Origin of the sequence: Roseovarius atlanticus (assembly GCF_001441615.1) — a bacterium.
Taxonomy (GTDB): domain Bacteria; phylum Pseudomonadota; class Alphaproteobacteria; order Rhodobacterales; family Rhodobacteraceae; genus Roseovarius; species Roseovarius atlanticus.
In genome coordinates this window covers 20698-39932 of record NZ_LAXJ01000030.1, presented here as the reverse complement: position 1 = coordinate 39932, position 19235 = coordinate 20698, and the positions used below count along the sequence as shown (strand labels likewise).

General features: G+C 63.6%; 19 protein-coding genes and 1 other RNA gene. 10 read left to right on the top strand and 10 right to left on the bottom strand.

The genetic code is table 11. The features are described 5' to 3' along the window. Positions 1 to 2551, top strand: a 2551-nt coding sequence (locus XM53_RS20880) for an Rne/Rng family ribonuclease (protein ID WP_082631163.1), incomplete at its 5' end; no start/stop codon positions are given. Between the two features lie 155 nt (positions 2552 to 2706). Here the strand turns inward: XM53_RS20880 and thiC are convergent. Next, positions 2707 to 4506, bottom strand: a complete 1800-nt coding sequence (gene thiC, locus XM53_RS20875) for a phosphomethylpyrimidine synthase ThiC (protein ID WP_057796742.1) — start codon at positions 4504 to 4506, stop codon at positions 2707 to 2709. A gap of 294 nt (positions 4507 to 4800) precedes the next feature. After that, on the bottom strand, positions 4801 to 5163 hold the full coding sequence (locus tag XM53_RS20870) for a phasin family protein (RefSeq protein ID WP_057796741.1): 363 nt from the start codon (positions 5161 to 5163) through the stop codon (positions 4801 to 4803). 141 nt (positions 5164 to 5304) lie between these two features. Between XM53_RS20870 and XM53_RS20865 the strand changes: the two genes are divergently transcribed. Beyond that, the gene (locus XM53_RS20865) at positions 5305 to 5718 is read left to right on the top strand and encodes an ASCH domain-containing protein (RefSeq protein WP_057796740.1); all 414 of its coding nucleotides are present in this window, start codon (positions 5305 to 5307) and stop codon (positions 5716 to 5718) included. Between the two features lie 196 nt (positions 5719 to 5914). Then, entirely contained in the window at positions 5915 to 6253 is a 339-nt protein-coding gene (locus tag XM53_RS20860; RefSeq protein WP_057796739.1) for a hypothetical protein, read from the top strand. Between the two features lie 272 nt (positions 6254 to 6525). On the opposite strand, the gene XM53_RS20855 is transcribed toward XM53_RS20860, so the two are convergent. After that, positions 6526 to 6753, bottom strand: a complete 228-nt coding sequence (locus XM53_RS20855; RefSeq protein ID WP_057796738.1) for a sulfurtransferase TusA family protein — start codon at positions 6751 to 6753, stop codon at positions 6526 to 6528. Between the two features lie 104 nt (positions 6754 to 6857). Here XM53_RS20855 and XM53_RS20850 point away from each other — a divergent pair, with 104 nt between their 5' ends. From XM53_RS20850 to XM53_RS20840, 3 genes are all read left to right on the top strand, one after another. Then, positions 6858 to 7610, top strand: coding sequence for a cytochrome c biogenesis CcdA family protein (locus tag XM53_RS20850; protein WP_057796737.1), 753 nt, complete (start codon positions 6858 to 6860; stop codon positions 7608 to 7610). Between the two features lie 64 nt (positions 7611 to 7674). Then, complete coding sequence (locus tag XM53_RS20845; protein WP_057796736.1) at positions 7675 to 8883, top strand: hypothetical protein; 1209 nt, start codon at positions 7675 to 7677, stop codon at positions 8881 to 8883. Continuing rightward, entirely contained in the window at positions 8880 to 10247 is a 1368-nt protein-coding gene (locus XM53_RS20840; RefSeq protein WP_057796735.1) for a cytochrome P450, read from the top strand. Before XM53_RS20845 ends, XM53_RS20840 begins: the two co-directional genes overlap by 4 nt. 56 nt (positions 10248 to 10303) lie before the next feature. Here XM53_RS20840 and XM53_RS20835 read toward each other — a convergent pair whose 3' ends face one another. The 6 genes from XM53_RS20835 to chrA all read right to left on the bottom strand — a co-directional run bounded on the left by XM53_RS20835 (position 10304) and on the right by chrA (position 14365). After that, a complete protein-coding gene (locus XM53_RS20835) occupies positions 10304 to 10534 on the bottom strand; it encodes a hypothetical protein (protein ID WP_057796734.1) in 231 nt (76 codons plus the stop codon). A gap of 142 nt (positions 10535 to 10676) precedes the next feature. Further along, a complete protein-coding gene (locus XM53_RS20830) occupies positions 10677 to 10895 on the bottom strand; it encodes a ribbon-helix-helix domain-containing protein (protein WP_057796733.1) in 219 nt (72 codons plus the stop codon). Continuing rightward, positions 10892 to 11071 (bottom strand): DUF4169 family protein, encoded by a 180-nt coding sequence (locus XM53_RS20825; RefSeq protein WP_057796732.1) that lies wholly within the window; start codon positions 11069 to 11071, stop codon positions 10892 to 10894. Before XM53_RS20825 ends, XM53_RS20830 begins: the two co-directional genes overlap by 4 nt. Continuing rightward, positions 11068 to 12465, bottom strand: coding sequence for a class II fumarate hydratase (fumC, locus tag XM53_RS20820; RefSeq protein WP_057796731.1), 1398 nt, complete (start codon positions 12463 to 12465; stop codon positions 11068 to 11070). Before fumC ends, XM53_RS20825 begins: the two co-directional genes overlap by 4 nt. Positions 12466 to 12564: 99 nt before the next feature. Further along, positions 12565 to 13053 (bottom strand): SspB family protein, encoded by a 489-nt coding sequence (locus XM53_RS20815; protein WP_057796730.1) that lies wholly within the window; start codon positions 13051 to 13053, stop codon positions 12565 to 12567. Between the two features lie 67 nt (positions 13054 to 13120). Continuing rightward, on the bottom strand, positions 13121 to 14365 hold the full coding sequence (gene chrA, locus XM53_RS20810) for a chromate efflux transporter (protein WP_057796729.1): 1245 nt from the start codon (positions 14363 to 14365) through the stop codon (positions 13121 to 13123). Between the two features lie 101 nt (positions 14366 to 14466). Between chrA and XM53_RS20805 the strand changes: the two genes are divergently transcribed. Continuing rightward, positions 14467 to 15039, top strand: coding sequence for a DUF2383 domain-containing protein (locus XM53_RS20805; protein ID WP_236544590.1), 573 nt, complete (start codon positions 14467 to 14469; stop codon positions 15037 to 15039). An 82-nt stretch (positions 15040 to 15121) separates the two neighbouring features. Here the strand turns inward: XM53_RS20805 and ssrA are convergent. Next, positions 15122 to 15470: a transfer-messenger RNA gene (gene ssrA / locus XM53_RS22815) on the bottom strand. Between the two features lie 293 nt (positions 15471 to 15763). On the opposite strand from ssrA, the gene XM53_RS20800 reads away from it, so the two are divergent. The 3 genes from XM53_RS20800 to XM53_RS20790 all read left to right on the top strand — a co-directional run bounded on the left by XM53_RS20800 (position 15764) and on the right by XM53_RS20790 (position 19198). Continuing rightward, on the top strand, positions 15764 to 16180 hold the full coding sequence (locus XM53_RS20800) for a universal stress protein (RefSeq protein WP_057796727.1): 417 nt from the start codon (positions 15764 to 15766) through the stop codon (positions 16178 to 16180). A gap of 57 nt (positions 16181 to 16237) precedes the next feature. Next, complete coding sequence (locus XM53_RS20795; RefSeq protein WP_057796726.1) at positions 16238 to 17875, top strand: BCCT family transporter; 1638 nt, start codon at positions 16238 to 16240, stop codon at positions 17873 to 17875. 96 nt (positions 17876 to 17971) lie between these two features. Continuing rightward, complete coding sequence (locus tag XM53_RS20790) at positions 17972 to 19198, top strand: aminotransferase class V-fold PLP-dependent enzyme (protein ID WP_057796725.1); 1227 nt, start codon at positions 17972 to 17974, stop codon at positions 19196 to 19198. Positions 19199 to 19235: the final 37 nt, after the last annotated feature.

The window sequence follows — 19235 nt, the reverse complement described above, 5'->3', positions numbered from 1 at the left end:
CGGCAACCGCCACGGTTTCCTCGCCTTCACCGAGATCCACCCCGACTATTACCAGATCCCCGTGGCCGACCGCGAGGCGCTCCTGGAAGAGGAACGCGCCTATGCCGAGGCGATGAAGGCGCGCGACGAGGAGGACGAGAAACCCAAGCCCAAGCGCAGCCGCCGGCGGCGCTCGTCCAAGGCGGCCGAGGCCGACAATGGCGACTCCGTCGCCAAGTCGGATATCGACGGAATGGAAACCATCGACCTCGACGACGAGGCGGCGAATGATGGCGAAGGCCTGTCGCCGATGGAAACCGTGGCCGAGACCCCGGTCGAGGAACCCCAGGACGACGACACCGACGACACGACCGACGCCGCCACGGCAGACGCGGACGAAGGTACCGAGGACGACCACGCCGGTCACGACCACGATCACGGCGACAACGGACGCAGGGACTCGCGTTCCGATGCGTCCTCCAAGGACGAGTCGATTGAATCCGTCGCTGATGACGACGACCATGAGGATATCCGCCCGCCGCGCAAACCGCGCCCGCGCCGCTACAAGATCCAGGAGGTCATCAAGGTCCGCCAGATCCTGCTGGTGCAGGTCGTCAAGGAAGAGCGCGGTAACAAGGGCGCGGCCCTCACCACCTATCTCAGCCTCGCGGGCCGCTACTGTGTGTTGATGCCCAACACCGCCCGGGGCGGCGGCATCTCTCGTAAGATCACCAACGCCGCCGACCGCAAGAAGCTGAAAGAGATCGCCAACGAGATCGACGTGCCCAAGGGCGCGGGCCTGATCGTGCGCACCGCCGGGGCCAAGCGCACCAAGTCCGAGATCAAGCGCGACTACGAGTACCTGCAACGCCTGTGGGAGCAGATCCGCGAGCTGACGCTGAAGTCCATCGCGCCCGCCAAGATCTACGAAGAGGGCGACCTGATCAAACGCTCGATCCGCGACCTCTACAATCGCGATATCGACGAGGTCCATGTCGAGGGCGAGCGCGGCTACCGCATCGCCAAGGACTTCATGAAGATGATCATGCCGTCCCACGCCAAGAACGTGAAGCAGTACGGCGACACCCTGCCGCTCTTCGCGCGCTACCAGGTAGAATCGTACCTCGCGGGCATGTTCAACCCCACGGTTCAGCTCAAGTCGGGGGGCTACATCGTCATCGGCGTGACCGAGGCGCTGGTCGCCATCGACGTCAACTCCGGCCGCGCCACCAAGGAAGGCTCGATCGAGGACACCGCGCTCAAGACCAACCTCGAGGCCGCCGACGAGGTCGCCCGCCAGCTGCGCCTGCGCGACCTTGCCGGCCTGATCGTGATCGACTTCATCGACATGGACGAGCGCAAGAACAACGCCGCCGTGGAAAAGCGCATGAAGGACCGGCTCAAGACCGACCGCGCCCGCATCCAGGTGGGCCGCATCTCGGGCTTCGGCCTGATGGAAATGTCGCGCCAGCGCCTGCGCCCCGGGATGCTCGAGGCCACGACCCAGCCATGCCCGGCCTGCCACGGCACCGGCCTGATCCGCTCGGACGACAGCATGGCGCTCAGCATCCTGCGCCAGATCGAAGAGGAAGGCACCCGCGGCCGCTCGCGCGAGGTGCTGGTGAAATGCCCCGTGGGTATCGCCAACTTCCTGATCAACCAGAAACGCGAACACGTCGCGCAAATCGAGGGCCGCTACGGCCTGTCGGTGCGGATCGAGGGCGACCCGGCGCTCGTCAGCCCCGACTTCTCGCTTGAAAAGTTCAAGACGGCCACGCGCAACGTCAAACAGACCTCCGCCGCCGTGGTCTCGGTCGACAGCTCGCTGATGGATGATATCGACGACGCCGAGGAGGCCGACGCGGTCGATCCCGCCGAGGCGCCGCCGGCGCCCGAGAACCAGAACAATGACGGCGGCGACAGCGGTGACGGCCAGCCCAAGAAAAAGCGCCGGCGCCGCCGCCGGTCGCGCTCGCGCTCCAAGTCGGGCAACGGCGAGAACGGGCAGAACGGCGACAACCGCGACGACAACGGCGCGTCGGGCAACGACCAGTCCGAGCGCCAGGATGCGCCGCAGACGGATGACACACCGTCCGAGGCCGAGCCTGTCGCGGCCAAGTCCGAAGACGCCTCCGACGAGGCGCCGAAAGACGAAAAGCCCAAGCGCGTCAGCCGGTCCCGCAAGAAAAAGACCGACGACGCGCCCCAGGACGTGGCCGCCAACGACGACGCCCCGACCGAGGCCGCGTCAGAGGACGCACCGGCCGAAAAGCCGAAGCCCAAGCCGCGCACCTCGCGCAGCAAGAAAAAGGAAGAGCCTGCGCCCGAGACGGCATCGGAACCTGCGGCAGAGCCGGCCCCCGAGGCTGTCGAAGCCGCGCCCGAAGCGGCGCCCGCACCGGAGCCCGAGGCCGAGGCGAAGCCTGCCAAGAAGCCGCGCACGCGCACGACCTCGACCCGCAAAAAGCCCGAGCCGGTCGCCGCAGAGGCCGCCGACAGCTCCGAGACTGCCACCCAGGAGCCCGCCGAAGACAAGCCCAAGCGCAAGGGCTGGTGGTCTTTCGGCAGCTAGACCGCTCTGAAAAAAGAAAAACGCCGGGGCTGGACCCCGGCGTTTTTTTGTGCGCTGTGGCTGCTCAGGAACCACACGTCCCGGGCCTGACCCGGGACCTCCCCGGTCAGAGATCCCGGATCAGGTCCGGGATGACGGCCGGGTCAGCCCGGCACTCACTCCTCCGCCTCATCCACCGGCACGTACAGATCCCCACCTTCGCGGAACTTGGCGGCCATCTTCTCCATCCCTTCCTTCTGCGCCTCGGCGCGGATGTCGTGGCTGATCCGCATCGAGCAGAATTTCGGCCCGCACATCGAACAGAAATGCGCCACCTTGTGCGCCTCCTTGGGCAGGGTCTGGTCGTGGAACTCGCGCGCCGTTTCCGGGTCGAGCGACAGGTTGAACTGGTCTTCCCAGCGAAACTCGAACCGCGCGCGTGACAGCGCATCGTCGCGCCGCTGCGCCCCCGGCAGGCCCTTGGCCAAATCGGCGGCATGGGCCGCGATCTTGTAGGTGATGACGCCGGTCTTCACGTCGTCCCGGTCGGGCAGGCCCAGATGCTCCTTCGGCGTCACGTAACACAGCATCGCGCAGCCGAACCACCCGATCATCGCCGCCCCGATCCCGCTGGTGATATGGTCGTATCCCGGCGCGATATCCGTGGTGAGCGGCCCAAGGGTATAGAACGGCGCCTCGTGACAGCACTCCAGCTGCTTGTCCATGTTCTCCTTGATCTTGTGCATGGCGACATGGCCCGGCCCCTCGATCATCACCTGGCAGTCCTTGGCCCAGGCGATTTTCGTGAGTTCCCCCAAGGTTTCCAGCTCGGCGAACTGCGCTTCGTCATTGGCATCGGCAATCGAGCCGGGCCGCAGCCCGTCGCCAAGGCTGAACGACACGTCATAGGCCCGGCAGATGTCGCAGATCTCCTCGAAATGCTCATAGAGGAAGCTTTCGCGGTGATGGTGCAGGCACCACTTGGCCATGATCGACCCGCCGCGCGACACGATGCCCGTCACCCGGTCCACCGTCATCGGCACCATGTGCAGGCGCACGCCGGCATGGATGGTAAAGTAATCCACCCCCTGTTCCGCCTGTTCGATCAGCGTGTCGCGAAAGACCTCCCAGGTCAGGTCTTCGGCAATCCCGTTCACCTTTTCCAGCGCCTGGTAGATCGGCACCGTGCCAATCGGCACCGGGGAATTGCGGATGATCCATTCGCGCGTGTTGTGGATGTTGCGCCCGGTGGACAGGTCCATCACCGTGTCCGCGCCCCAACGGATCGCCCAGACCAGCTTGTCCACTTCCTCTTCCATCGACGAGGTCACGGCTGAGGTCCCCATGTTGGCGTTGATCTTCACCAGGAAATTGCGCCCGATGATCATCGGCTCGCTTTCCGGGTGGTTGATATTGGCGGGGATGATCGCCCGTCCCGCCGCCACCTCGTCACGCACGAATTCCGGCGTCACGTAATCGGGAATGCTGGCGCCCCAGTCATTGCCGTCCCGCGCCTCGGCCACGGCCTCGCGCATCTGGTTCTCGCGGATCGCGATGAACTCCATCTCCGGCGTCACGATGCCTGCCCGCGCATAGGCCAGCTGCGTCACCGCCTTGCCGTCCTTGGCCCGCATCGGCGGCGCGATGTTGGGAAATTCCGGCGTCAGCCGGTCGCCCTCGACAAAGCCGTTGTCCTCGGGCTTCACCACGCGGCCCTCGTATGCCTCGACATCGCCGCGCGCGATGATCCAGTCGCGCCGCAGCTTGGGCAGCCCCTGCTGGATATCCGTCAGAACATTCGGGTCCGTATAGGGCCCCGAACTGTCATAGACGGGCAGGGGGTCCTCGCCGGCCGTGGGATGCACGGAAATCTCGCGCATCGGCACGCGGATATCGGGGTATTGCGTGCCGTTCACGTAGATCTTGCGCGACGCGGGCAACTCGCCCGTGGTGATCTTGGGATTGGGTACGTTCATTTTGGCGCTCCTCAAGCGATAGACTCAAAAAGACACCAGAAGATGTGTGGCTTGAGGGAAACGAGGGGGCGATGCGCCCCGCTTTCGGATTACATTGCCGGATGGCCCGGGCCTGCGATCCTAGCTTCCTACGCCAGTGTCAACTGGGTCAGGTTCAAAGGGTCGCATCACCGGGCATATGCCCACGTCAGCCTCTCAGTCCCCTAGGCGGGACCCCCCTGCGTAGGGGAGAGGCTAGCGAAGGCGGCTCGTCATTTCAACGGATAATCGGGAAAAGTCTCGGCAGTCTCCGGCTTACACCGGCACGTCATCCAGGTCGCGGCCCGGTTTCGGCTTGGCCTCGTCCGCCGTCGCCTCCACCGCAAGGCCCATCAGCCGCATCATCCGCTGCGTTTCCTCGGTGTAATCCGACATGGCCTTGCGATAGAACTCGGTCTGCACGTGCATCAGTTCCTGTGGGGTTGTGCAGGCCAGCATGGCGCGCTGCACCTCCATGTCCTGCTGAAGCCGCGTGTTCATGAAGCGCATACCTTCCTGCATGATCTCCATCCACGCGGTCGCGGCCACGGGGCTGAAGGCCGCCATCCCGGCGCGGGCGGCGGTGGCCGCAGGGTCCGCGGCGTCGGCGGGCTCTTTCTTCTTCGTGGATTTCGCCATCTCTGCCACTCCTTTCGGTTGGTCTCGACACGCAGACAAACCTAGCCCGTTTCGGCCCTTTCGCCACCCGGCGTGGCTTTACCTCGGACCGGGCGGCGGGCAAGATCGGTGCACCACCGACCGCGCATCACGAGCCCACGAATGTCTGCCGACCTCGACACCCTCAGACGCCGCTACCCCGGCGCCGAAACCTTCAGGTTCGGCGACACCGCCGCGCTGTGCGCGACCCTTCTGGCGCTCGTGCGCGCCGGCAAGAAGGTGGCGACCTGCGCCGCGCTGGCCGAGTTCGAGGCCGGCGAGGCGCCGCCCCGGATCGACCGCCGCGACATCGCGCTCAACTGGGACGGCACACCGGCGCTGGTGATCGAGACGGTCGAATTGATCCAATGCCGCTTTGACGAGGTGACCGAGGCCATGGCCCTGGCCGAGGGCGAAGATGACGACCTCGACGGCTGGCGCGCTGGCCACCGCGCCTATTTCGAGCGCAACTGCGGGTTTTCCCCCGACATGCCGATCATCTGGGAACGCTTCCGCCTGGTCGAGGACCTGGGCTGACGCGCCCCCAAGCATCCGAACGGCACGCGTAGTGGTGGCCCGCGCCGCAAGTCTGGCGCACGCGCGGGGATCAGCCTCTTTCAAGGGGGTCATGGTGAAGAAAGGCAAGGCGCCGGCGCATGAAATCTTTTGAACCAATGAGCCTGCCAAAACGACACACTGGCGTACTGACACCATATTGAAAAGGGAACCGATCATGAAACGCCGTGAATTTTTGTCGAATATCGCTCTGGGCGTGTCTGCGATTGCGGTTGTGGCTTCAACCACTGTCGCCGTGGCGGACACGGTTGCGCCGCGCAAGCCAACCGAACAGGCAGGCATGCAGCAGTTCAAGTCTCACACATCCGGCCATACCGGAGTTGGCAGTCTGCAAGGAAACGGCCGTCCCGGCACGCACGGGCTGGACCACGACACCGACGCACAGCTGGATGTCTGGGTGGCGCGCTGCAACGATGCTGGTGGCGGTATGGTGACCGCACCGGACGACAATTACGAATGCCACGACCGCAACGGTGATCCGATCGAGGACTGGTAAGACACCCTCCGGAGCGAAAAACCGCCCCGGAGGACCCTTGTCTGCATCGGCAATAAGGCTCGCCCGACCGGCCGCATCACCCTTGAGCCGCAAACGCCGGCAAAGCACCGGATGGCGTCCGGGCAGGTCGATCGATGCGAGCGTCGAAGAGGCTGACATGCCGTTAGGGTTAAGACGATGACTAGCGGATTCGAAAGGCCGCTTCGACAGGACGAATCCTGACGTTGCGTCTTGCTGTTCCGGCCAAGCCGCCACTGTGGTCCGACTGCGATCTACCCTTTGCGCACCCGGTAGAGCGTCACCGCCCCGTCCTCGACCGTCTCGACCAGTTCATGCCCCGCCTCGGCGCAGAAATGCGGCACGTCGATCACCGCCGCCGGGTCGTCGGCGCGCAGCACGATCACGTCGCCCGGCGCCAGCGGCTTCATCCGCTTGCGCAGCTTCAGAACGGGCAGGGGGCACAAGAGCCCCACGGCGTCGATGATCTCAGGTTCGCTCATGGCGCCCGGGGTAATCCAAGCGTTACAGCCTGTCCACCGAGATGTGACCGCGCTGTGACCCCGCGCCGCGTGACGCCCCCGGCGTTTTGCACTAGACGGAAAGCATGTACGGAATCGACATCATAGACGCCACCCTGATCCCCGCCATGGCCATCGCGCTGGTGGCCGGCGTCTTCTCGTTTCTCAGCCCCTGCGTGCTGCCCATCGTGCCGCCCTACCTGGCCTACATGAGCGGCGTCACCGTCACCGACCTTCAGTCCGAGAGGCGCACCCGCAACAAGGCGATCCTGCCCGCGCTCTTCTTCGTGCTCGGCCTATCCACGGTGTTCCTGCTCCTTGGCTTCGCCGCCTCGACCGTGGGCCGCGAACTGCTGCAATACCAGGATTATTTCAACACCGCCGCCGGTATCATCGTGATGATCTTCGGCCTGCATTTCCTGGGCATCTTCCGCATCGGCATCATGGACCGCGAGGCGCGACTCGACGTGGGCGACCGCGGCGGCACCACCTTCGGCGCCTATATCCTGGGCCTCGCCTTCGCCTTCGGCTGGACCCCCTGCATCGGGCCGCAGCTGGGCGCGATCCTCTCGCTCGCCGCTTCCGAGGCCTCGGTCACGCGCGGCACGCTCTTGCTGGCGGTCTATGCCGCGGGCCTCGGGATCCCGTTCCTGCTGGTCGCCGCCTTCCTGCCGCGCCTCACCGGGCTGATGGCGTGGATGAAACGCCACATGGACCAGATCGAGCGCATCATGGGCCTGCTGCTCTGGACCATCGGCCTCCTGATGCTGACCGGGGGCTTCGCCGCCTTCTCCTACTGGCTGCTCGAGATGTTCCCGGCGCTCGCGCTGGTCGGCTAAAGCCTTACTCTCGCCCCAATAATGGGCTACGCTCCCGCCAAGAAGAGGCCAAGACAGGTCTGGCATGAGCAGCCCCACCAACGCCCCCGTCACCCGCCGCCGGGTGTTCTATATCCCGGGATACGATCCCATCCATCCCCGCCGCTACCGAGAGCTCTACCGCAAGGAGGGCGCGGAACAGGCGGGCCTGTCGGGCTATGCGCTGGACCTGTCCGCACGCAAATCCCAAGGCCGCTACGGCTGGCAAGTGGACGCGCAGATCGACGGACACGACATCCACACCGATTTCGACGTGCTGGTCTGGTCCGACATCGTCCGCGACAGTATGGAGCGCGGCATCGTGGGCACCTACTTGCAGATGATCCGCACCGCCTGGACCTATATCGCCTCCGGCGCGCTCTTCCGGCTCATGCGCCTGCGCAAGGGGCCGGTTATTGCCGCGCTCTACCCGGTGGGGTTCCTGCTGGTGCAACTGCTCACTGCCCTCGCGCTGGCCTATGCCATTGGCCGCCTGCTGGCGCTTCTGCATCCTTACGCGGCGTGGGCCGGGCTTGCCGTGGTCCCGCCCGTGCTCCACTGGTTCAAGGCCAAGGATAACAAGCTCTTCGCCTACTACCTCATGCACGACTACGCCTATTCCGCCCAGTCGAACGGCGCCAACCCGCCCGAGCTGGAGGCGCGGATGGCCCAGTTCACCGACGAAATCGCGGCGGCACTCACCACGGATGTGGACGAGGTGCTGGTGGTCGGCCATTCCTCCGGCGCGCATCTCGGCGTCTCCATCCTCGCGGACCTGATCCGCGCGGGCCGCGTCCCTGAAAACGGCCCGACACTGTCATTCCTCACGCTGGGGCAGGTCGTCCCGATGGTCTCGTTCCTCAAGAACGCCCACCGCCTCCGCGCCGATCTGCAAGAGCTCTCGACCCGCGATGAACTCACTTGGGTCGACGTCACCGCGCCCGGCGACGGCTGCGCCTTTGCGCTGTGCGATCCCGTGGGCGTCTCCGGCGTCGCGCCCGAAAACCAGCGCTGGCCGCTGATCCTGTCGGCCGCCTTCACCCAGACTCTCAGCCCCGAGCGGTGGAAGGCCTTGCGCTGGCGCTTCTTCCGCTTGCATTTCCAGTATCTCTGCGCCTTCGACCGCCCCGGCGATTACGACTATTTCCAGATCACCGCCGGGCCGCGCACCTTGGGCGACCGCTACGCCAACCGCCAGCCATCCCCCAGCCGCATCACCCGCGCCACCTCGGGCTTCACGAGCATGGCGGCATGACGCAGCCGCCCAAGCCCCCGGCCCGCGAGGGCCGCGTTTCGCTCTGGCGCTACATGCGCCTCTTCCGGGCCGACATCCTCTCGGCCCAGCCCGCACGGCTCTACCGCGCCTGGATGGCCGAATTCCGCACCCCCTTCTTCCGCTCCTACCTCTGCAATGAACCTGCGCTTGTCGACTTGGTGCTGAAAGAACGCCCCGACGATTTCCCCAAATCCGACCGCGTGCGCGAAGGCCTCACACCGCTTCTTGGCAATTCCGTCTTCGTCACCAATGGCGAGACCTGGAAGCGCCAACGCCGCATCATCGACCCGGCCTTCGAGGGCGGGCGCCTGCGCGACACGTTTCCCGCCATGCTCGCCGCGGGGCAGGGCGCCCTCACCCGTCTGGCCCGGCACGCCACCGGCCAACCCGTCGAGATCGAGGCCGAAACCAGTCACGTCGCCGCCGACGTGATCTTCCGCACGCTCTTCTCGATTCCCATCGAGGACGAAATCGCCACCCGCGTCTTCAACGAGTTCCGCGAGCACCAACGAACCCAGCCCATGCTGAACCTCGCCGCCTTTCTGCCGCTGCCCCGCTGGTTCCCGCGCTTTCACCGGGCCAAGACCAAGGCGACGGCCCGCACCATCCGCGACCTCATCACCCGGCTGACAAGCCGCCGGATGGACGAGATAGCCGCCGGCACCGCGCCCGACGATCTGGCCACCAAGATCATGACCACCACGGACCCCGAAACCGGCGACCGCTTCGATACGCCCGAAATGGTTGACCAAGTCGCGATCTTCTTCCTCGCCGGGCATGAAACCTCCGCCTCGGCCCTCGCTTGGGCGCTCTACCTCTTGGCCATACACCCCGACTGGCAGGAGCGCGTGGCCTCCGAGGCGCAAGAGATTCTGACCGATGGCAGCATGGCCTTCGCCGACATGGGCAAGCTGCGGCTGTCGCGCGATGTCTTCCGCGAGACGCTGCGCCTCTATCCACCCGTGCCGATGATGGTGCGCGAGGCCGCCTGTCCAGAGCGATTCCGCGACCGCGCGGTCCGAAAAGGCAGCCAGATCGTCCTCAGCCCCTGGCATCAGCACCGGCACGAACGCCTCTGGGACCGGCCGGATGACTTTGACCCGGCGCGCTTTGCCACCGAGAACGGACGCGCCTGCCTGCGCAGCGCCTACATGCCGTTTTCCGCCGGCCAGCGCGTCTGCACCGGCGCCGGATTCGCCATGATCGAAGGCCCGCTCCTGTTGTCCATGCTGGTCGCCGCCTACCGCTTCGATCCGGTGCCCGAACGCCCCGCCATGCCGGTGGCGCACCTGACCGTGCGCGGCAAGGATGGCGTCTGGCTAAAGGTCACGCCACGCGACTAGGCAGGGCAAATCTTTTCAGAAAAGATTTGCCAAAAGCTTTGAGAAAGCTTTTGGCGTCAGCACCAAACCGACACACGCTCGTTATTGCAGAAGATGACAACCTGTCCCGCATTCTCGACCGCGTGATAGCCCCGCCGTTCCAGTTCGCGCCGGAACCGGTCACGTCCCACGATCCGCTCGATATCCCGCACGCTGCGTCGAACAACGCCGCCCTCCTGCGCCGCTTTCGCGTCGAAGATCTTGCGCATCCAAAAGTCGGCGGGCAACAGAAGACGAAGCTCTGACATGATCCCAAAGTGACGTGATCAGGATTAAGACGGGGTAAAGCCTGTGCGGTTTGTTTACTCGGGCCCGCGATCCATGGCACCGTCGCGATACCGACGGAAATACCGACGCGGTACCGACGCGGTTTTCGTGTCACTGCTGACGTTAACCTTGGGTCCGGTAATGCCGCAGAACGTAAAGCCGGATGGCCGAGGCCAGGCCCATCTCCACACCCCGCGCCTCGTCGATCCGGGCCGCCAGCACATTGACCGGCACATCCTCTTTCGCGGCTATCTCCCTGAAAGCCTTCCAGAATTCGTCTTCGAGTGACACGCTGGTGCGGTGCCCGCGCAGGGTCAGCGACCGTTTGACCGGCCGGCTCATTCCTCGTCGAGGCGATGCTGCCGCAGCACCTCGCGCGCCTTCTCGGCCCGCGCCTCGTCCAGCTCTCGCTCGGATTTGGATCGTCCGAATTTCACCGCGTTTTCATCGGCTTGCGCGCGTTTCTTCACGCGATTCTGCGCCTTTCGGAAGCGGTTGAGATTGACGATATCGCTCATGTGTCCTTGGGGCCGATCATGTCTTCGGGACGCACCACCTCGTCAAAGGTCTTCTCGTCCACGAAGCCCAGCGAAATTGCCTCTTCTTTCAACGTGGTACCGTTCTTGTGCGCCGTCTTGGCGACCTTGGTGGCGTTGTCATATCCGATGGTCGGCGCCAGCGCCGTAACCAGCATCAGGCTTTCCTTCATCAGCTTCTCGATCCGGGCCTCGTTGGCCTCGATTCCCAGCAGCATCCGCTCGGTGAAACTGTCCGCCGCGTCGCCCAAAAGTTGTATGGATTGCAACAGGTTATAGGACATCATCGGGTTGTAGACATTGAGCTCGAAATGACCCTGGCTGCCCGCGAACTTGATCGCCGCGTCGTTGCCCATCACATGCGCCGCGACCTGCGTCAACGCCTCGGCCTGGGTGGGGTTCACCTTGCCCGGCATGATGGAGGAGCCGGGCTCGTTCTCCGGCAGGATCAGCTCGCCCAGGCCAGACCGAGGCCCCGAGCCCAAGAACCTGATATCATTGGCAATCTTGTAACAGCTTCCCGCCACCGTCGCGATTGCGCCCGACAGGAAAACCATCGCGTCATGGGCCGCCAGCGCCTCGAACTTGTTGGGCGCAGTCACAAAGGGCAGGCCGGTGATCTCGGCCATGTTCGCGGCCACCGCCTCGCCCCAACCCTTGCGGGTGTTGAGGCCCGTGCCGACGGCGGTGCCCCCTTGGGCAAGCTCGTAAATGCCCGGCAGCCCGGTCTCGATCCGCGCGATACCCATGCGGGTCTGGTGGGCGTAGCCCGAGAATTCCTGGCCCAGTGTCAGCGGCGTGGCATCCTGCGTATGCGTGCGGCCGATCTTGATGATATCCTTGAATTCATTCGACTTCTTCTCAAGCCCTTCGGCCAGCTTGGTCAGCCCCGGCAACAACACGTCGCGCACCGACATGGCCGTCGCAATATGCATCGCAGTGGGGAACGTGTCGTTCGAGGACTGCCCCATGTTGCAATGGTCGTTAGGGTGTACCGGATCCTTGCTGCCGATCTCGCCGCCCAGGATCTCGATGGCGCGGTTGGCGATCACCTCGTTGGCGTTCATGTTCGACTGGGTACCCGACCCGGTCTGCCAGACCACCAGCGGGAAATGATCGTCAAGCTTGCCCTCGACCACTTCGCCCGCCGCCTCGATGATGGCGTCGGCCAGCCTGGCGTCCAGCACGCCGGCCTCCTTGTTGGCCATGGCGCAGGCCTTCTTGATCACGCCGAGGGCCCGGACAATCGCCACCGGCTGTTTTTCCCAGCCGATGGGAAAGTTCATCAAGGACCGCTGCGTCTGGGCACCCCAGTACTTGTCCGTCGGAACCTCAAGCGGGCCGAAACTGTCGGATTCTGTGCGGGTGGCGGTCATGGCGGACTCTCCTGAAACGACTTTTGGGCTTCATAGCTGACAGGGCGGAAAGATCAATATTGTGCACGATGGAATACCGCGCGCAGCGGGCGGTTGGCGTTACTTGCGGAAACTGTCGAGGCTTACCACCTCGGCATCGCGCGGCTTGGCCGCCCCGTCCTCTTCGACCTCGATCCCTTGCTCGTCCAGAGCGGTATCCTCGTTGGGGTCATCTGCATCCTCGTCCTCCGCCTCGTCTTGCGATTCGAAGCGCAGGCCGAATTCGACCGAAGGATCGACGAAAGTCTGGATCGCGTCATAGGGGATATAAAGCGTCTCGGGGCTGTCGCCGAAATTCAGCGTGACGGTAAAGCCCTCGTCGGTCACCTCAAGGTTGTCGAACCAGTGCTGCATCACGACTGTCATCTCGTTCGGGTAGCGTTCCCGCAGCCAGTCGGCCAGGTCGGCGTCGGGGTGGGTCGTCTCGAACGTGATGAAGAAGTGATGCGCGCCCGGCAGGCCTTTGTCGCGCACGTCGCACAGCACTTGCTGGATCAGCCCCCGCATGGCGCGGTGCATCAGTTTTCCGTAGTCGATCGAATGCGGCATCTTCGTCCTCGAACCTGTCGGGCTTTACAATAAGGGATTCGAAACAAAACAAAAGAGGCCGCTCGTGTCAGATCAGCATATCAACGCCCCAGGCGAACAAGCCCATGAGGACAAGTCCAGCGACCATCGGAACCTTGAGCCCGAGGTAAAGCAGGGCGGCCAGTAGAACGAGGCCCGCATTCAGCACCGAAAAACTGTCAATGCGCAGGGCAGGGCCGAAACTGCCTTTGCCGATATCGGCGAATAGAACGTGCAAGGTAAACCAGACGGCCAGGTTGAGGATCACGCCGGCGACACTGGCCGAAATCGCGTCGAACGCGCCCCTGAGACGCGGGCGCGAGAGAAGAGCCTCGACATAAGGCGCCGCAGCAAAGATCCACAGGAAACAGGGCACGAAGGTAACCCAAAGCGTGACGACTGCGGCGGCGATGGCAAGGCCCGGCCCCCCTTGCAGGAAGCCCGCCATGAACCCCGCGAACTGTGTGACCAGGATCAATGGGCCGGGCGTGGTTTCCGCAAGTCCCAGCGCGTCGATCATCTGATCGGTGCTGAGCCAGCCGTAGGCGTTGACGATCTCCTGCGTCATGTAGGCCAGGACGGCATAGGCCCCGCCAAAGGTGACCACGGCGAGCTTGGAAAAGAAGAGCCCGATCTGCAACAGCAGGGTCGCGTCCCACGCCCAGAGCATCACGAGCGGCGCGGCCCAGATCGCGCCCCAGACGGCGATCGTGCGCAGTGTGCCGCCCCGGGTGACGACCGGCGCGGGCGGGTCATCTGCGGGCAGGGGGCGCGCCACGGTCAACCCGATGACCGCCGCGACCGCGATGATCGCCGGGAAGGGCACCGAGAAAAAGAAGATCGCCACGAACGCGCCAAGCGCAAGCGTCAGGGCCAGCCCGCCGCGAAGCGCGCGGCGCGACAGTTTGTAGAGCGCTTGAAAGACGATCACGACCACGGCCGCCTTGATGCCGGCAAAAACGGTCTGCACCAGCGGCATCTGGCCGAAATAGGCATACCCGAACGCCAGCGCGAAGATCACGGCCGCACCGGGCAATACGAAAAGCAACCCCGCCAGAAGCCCCCCCGGAACGCCGCGCAGCTTCCAGCCAGCGTAGGTGGCCAGTTGCATCGCCTCGGGGCCGGGCAGGAGCATACAAAACGACAATGCCTGAAGGAACTGGCTTTCGGTCAGCCACTTGTGCCTGTCCACCAGCTCTGTCTGCATCAGGGAAATCTGCGCCGCCGGACCGCCGAAGGACAGTATCCCGATCCGCCCGAACACGCGGAACATCTTGCTAAACGACACTATCATCGCGCATCCCGCGTCACTGGCCAGTCATGGCCTTCGTCATACCCGTCCCGGGCCCATCGGTACAGCACATCGTAGATCGTCATCCCGGCCTGCAGTGGTTCATGAACGTTGCGACCCTGAGATGGCAGCAGATCGAAAACAGCATAAGGTCCGGCAAAACCGGTTTGCGGATGCGGGTGCACTTCGGAACTGAACGCGCAAGCGGTGCGTTAACTAAGATTAAAGGAGTTTATTTCATGACGCTTGTCACTTCTGCCGAATACCGCGATGCACTTGCCAAACTTCAGGTTCGCATCAAGGACACCTTGGCTGGATACGATGAAATTCTTGACCGGGCCGAGCCGGATATTCATCCGCTCATGAAAAGCTTCTGCGCAGCCCACGCGGCCCACGAGGCCGATCTTTCCGCGCGGTTGCGCAAACATGGCTGCGTGCCGGATGAGGACGGCAGTTTCTTTTCCACCGTGCAACGTTTCGTCATCAAGACCCGTGCGGTTTTTGATGATATTGACGCGGATGTGCTGAACTCGGTGATCAAGGGTGAAGAGCGGATCCTGTCGCTTTACGACGAAGCCATCGCGGCGGCACGAGATGAGGACGATATCGCATTGCTCAGCAGGCAGCGCGGAGAGCTTCATGAACTCGTGCAAACGGCGCATGGAAAGTTCGATTGACGACTATGACAAAGCTGTGCACTTGACCCGAGTTGATCAAGCCCTCGTCGCCTGATATTCTACCCTGAGATTGTATTATGAAAGTGCAGGCTTCTGTTGCCAGGTGCCTGCGAACCCCGCCTGACCTTGCTAGAGGCCAGGGCTTAAGAGTCGGTTACTCCGACCGCTTACGCGGCCATTGCTACCGGAGCATTATTGTCGTTGGCAATTATGCTTAGCGTACCGATAACGGTGGTAACTCACCGGGACAAAGCTTACCCCTTTAGACGTTCGTCGATCCTGTTTCGGCCCCATATCCCTCCAACGACGGGTGATTGGTGGAGCCGCCGGGTACCGCCCCCGGGTCCGATCCGCTTATTACGAGCGCGTTTATGTCCATAGTCCCGAAGGACACCCCTAATATAGGGATGGCGTTGGAAATTGCAAAGGGAAGGATCGGGGGCGATTGCCACTAATATCGGCATTCTTGCACGTTTCGATGCCTCAGGAGCGGGCACTCTGCCGGCACGCCGACGCGGTGAGAGCCGGCGTCTCGGGGCGGAAATACACCCCAAAGATGTCGCTCGCGCCCGGAAATCAGCCGCATTTCATTGAAGTTTCCTCAGGAAACGCGTTAGGCTTCACGCGATAGGGAAATCCGTGGACGCGCCATGGGTCCCTGGGACAGAGGCGCACGCGGCCAGCAAGAGCCCTTGAGACACGGTGCGCTACAGGAGGGAGAGACATGTTCAAAAAGATCATGGCCCCGGTCGATCTGGCACATAAGGACCGCCTCGAAAAGGCGCTTCAATGTACCGCCGACCTGGCCAAACACTACGGCGCCGAGGTCGTCTTTGTCGGCGTCACCACATCGACGCCCAGTTCCGTCGCCCATTCGCCGGAGGAATACGGTGAAAAGCTCGATGCCTTCGCCAACGAACAGAGCCAAGCGCACGGTTTCACCGCCTTGGGCAAGGCGCTTCTCAGCCACGATCCGAGTTCGGACGTCGATGACGTTCTGCTGAAGGCGACAGCAGACAACAATGTCGACCTGGTCGTGATGGCAAGCCATCTGCCCAACGTCATGGACTACGTTTGGCCGTCGAATGGCGGCAAAATCGCAGAGCACGCCAAATGCTCTGTCATGGTGGTCAGAACCTGAGACAAGGCTCGGGTCCTTTCGTAATCGCAAGAAGAATCAAAAAAGAGGAGGCCATGTATGGCCGATGAAACAGCCAACCAGGGTATCCCCGAGCCGGATGGCCGGGCGCATATCATTCAGACCGATTACCAGATCGGTCAGGACAATATCGAAACCAAGATCGGGCCGTTCGGCCTGGATATTCACAATCCGGTCTTTCTGATTTCGGGTCTGGCGATCATGGCATTCGTGTTCTACACGCTTGCATTGCCGGAGCAGGCCTCGACGGTCTTCTCGTCGATGTTCGACTTTACCACCAAGACGTTCGACTGGTTCTTTCTGAGCGCGGGCAACTTGGTCGTGATCTTCGCCCTGCTGCTGATCGTCCTGCCCGTCGGCAAGGTGCGGCTGGGCGGCGCCGAAGCGGTGCCGGATTACAGCTATGCCGGCTGGTTCGCGATGCTTTTCGCGGCCGGCATGGGCATCGGTCTGATGTTCTATGGCGTGTCCGAACCGATGAGCCACTTCTCAAGCTCGATGGGCGGCACCGCGTCGGAAAACGGCGTGCGCACCGACTGGGCGCCGCTGGGCGCTGCCGCCGGCGATCAGGAAGCCGCGATCCGGCTGGGTATGGCGGCCACGATCTATCACTGGGCGCTGCACCCGTGGGCGGTCTACGCCACCGTCGCTTTGGCGCTGGCGCTCTTCAGCTTCAACAAGGGGCTTCCGTTGACCATCCGCAGCGCGTTCTATCCGATCCTGGGTGACCGCGTCTGGGGCTGGCCGGGGCATATCATCGACGTGATCGCGGTGTTCGCAACGCTCTTCGGTCTGGCCACCTCGCTGGGCTTTGGCGCGACGCAGGCCAATGGCGGCCTGAACGAGTTGTTCGGCATTCCCAAGGGAACAACCACCGAGGTGATCCTGATCACCGGCATCACGGCGGTTGCCCTGATCTCGGTCGTGCGCGGCCTGGATGGCGGTGTGAAGGTGCTGTCGGAAATCAACATGGGTCTTGCCGGGATTCTGGCGCTTTTCGTGCTGATCACCGGACCGACCATGTTCCTGCTGAGCTTCTTCTGGGACAGCCTTGTTTCCTACGCGCAGAACCTGATCCCGCTGTCGATGCCCTTCGGGCGAGAGGATGTGAACTACAGCCAGGGCTGGACCTCGTTCTACTGGGCGTGGTGGATCAGCTGGTCACCGTTTGTGGGCATGTTCATCGCCCGCGTCAGCCGGGGCCGCACCGTGCGCGAGTTCATCACCTGCGTGCTGATCATCCCGACGCTGGTCTGCGTGTTCTGGATGTCTATCTTCGGTGGCACGGCGATCCATCAGGTGGTCAATGACGGCTACACTGCCGCGCAGGACGCCGCGCTGGAGCTGCAACTGTTCAAGATGCTTGATCCGCTGCCGATCGCCGCGGTCACGTCCTTCATCGGGATTGTTCTGGTGATCGTGTTCTTCGTGACGTCCTCGGACTCCGGCAGCCTGGTGATCGACACGATCACCGCCGGGGGCAAGGTCGACGCACCCGTGCCGCAGCGCGTGTTCTGGTGCATCTTCGAAGGCGCCGTTGCCATCGCGCTTCTGATCGGCGGCGGGTTGGCCTCGCTGCAATCCATGGTGATCTCGACGGGGCTGCTGTTTACCTGCGTTCTGCTGATCATGTGCTTTGCGATCTGGAAGGGCCTGCATTCAGAACCGCGCGGCTGACGCCGGACGATCGGACCTGAAAAAACGAAGCCCCCCGGGTTCTTGCACCCCGGGGGGCTTTGCTGTTTTGTGTCGCCAAACGAAAGGGAGATCAGGATGAGTGCGGCGTTGGATGTCGATTTTGTGCGGGGCCAGTTCCCGGCTTTCGCGGAGCCAACCCTGGACGGGCAGGCGTTTTTTGAGAATGCCGGCGGGTCCTATACCTGCGCCCCGGTGATCGCGCGGCTGACACGGTTCTATCAGCAGCGCAAGGTTCAGCCCTACGGCCCCTACGAGGCCAGCCGGCTGGGCGGCGAAGAGATGGACGAGGCCCGCACCCGCCTGGCCGCGATGCTGGGTGTCGAGACCGACGAACTGAGCTTCGGTCCGTCCACGACGCAAAACACCTATGTGCTGGCGCAGGCGTTCCGGCAATGGACGACGCCGGGCGACGCGATCATCGTCACCGACCAGGATCACGAGGCCAATTCCGGGCCCTGGAGGCGATTGGCCGACGCGGGCGTCGACGTGCGCGAATGGCGGATCGATCCCGACAGCGGTCTTCTGCGCCTCGAGGATCTGGAAGACCTTCTGGACGACACTGTGAGGCTGGTCTGTTTTCCGCATTGTTCCAACATCGTGGGGGCCGTCAATCCGGTGGTCGAGATCACCGCCGCCGCCCATGCCGCCGGGGCGTTCGTCTGTGTCGACGGGGTGTCCTATGCGCCGCACGGCTTTGTCAACGTGGGCGACCTTGGTGCCGATATCTATCTGTTCTCGGCTTACAAGACCTATGGCCCCCATCAGGGCGTCATGGTCCTGCGCCGCGAACTGGGGCATATGTTGCCGAACCAGGCGCATTGGTTCAACGCCGACAGTCTTTACAAGCGGTTCACGCCTGCGGGGCCGGACCATGCCCAGGTGGCCGCCTGCGCGGGGATGGCGGACTATTACGATGCGCTCGCCGAACATCATGGAATCGCGGGCGACGCGGCCGGACGCACAAAGGGCGTACATGACCTGATGCGCGCCCACGAGACCGCGCTTTTGCAACCCTTGCTGGACTACCTGGCCGAAAAGAACGCTCTGCGCCTGATCGGTCCGCGCGATGCCGCGCACAAGGCGCCCACCGTGGCCGTGGAACTGCAGGGGCCGGGGGCCGAGATGGCGGCGCGGCTGGCCGAACACGGGATCATGGCGGGCGGTGGCGATTTCTATGGCGCGCGCCCTTTGCAGGCGATGGGTATTGATCTGGACAAGGGCGTGCTGCGGCTTAGCTTCGTTCACTACACGAACAAGCCCGAGGTGGACCGCCTTCTGGAAGCCTTGGAAACTTGTCTTTGATCCACGGGGACTTGCAGGCCGTATAGCCCCATGACGA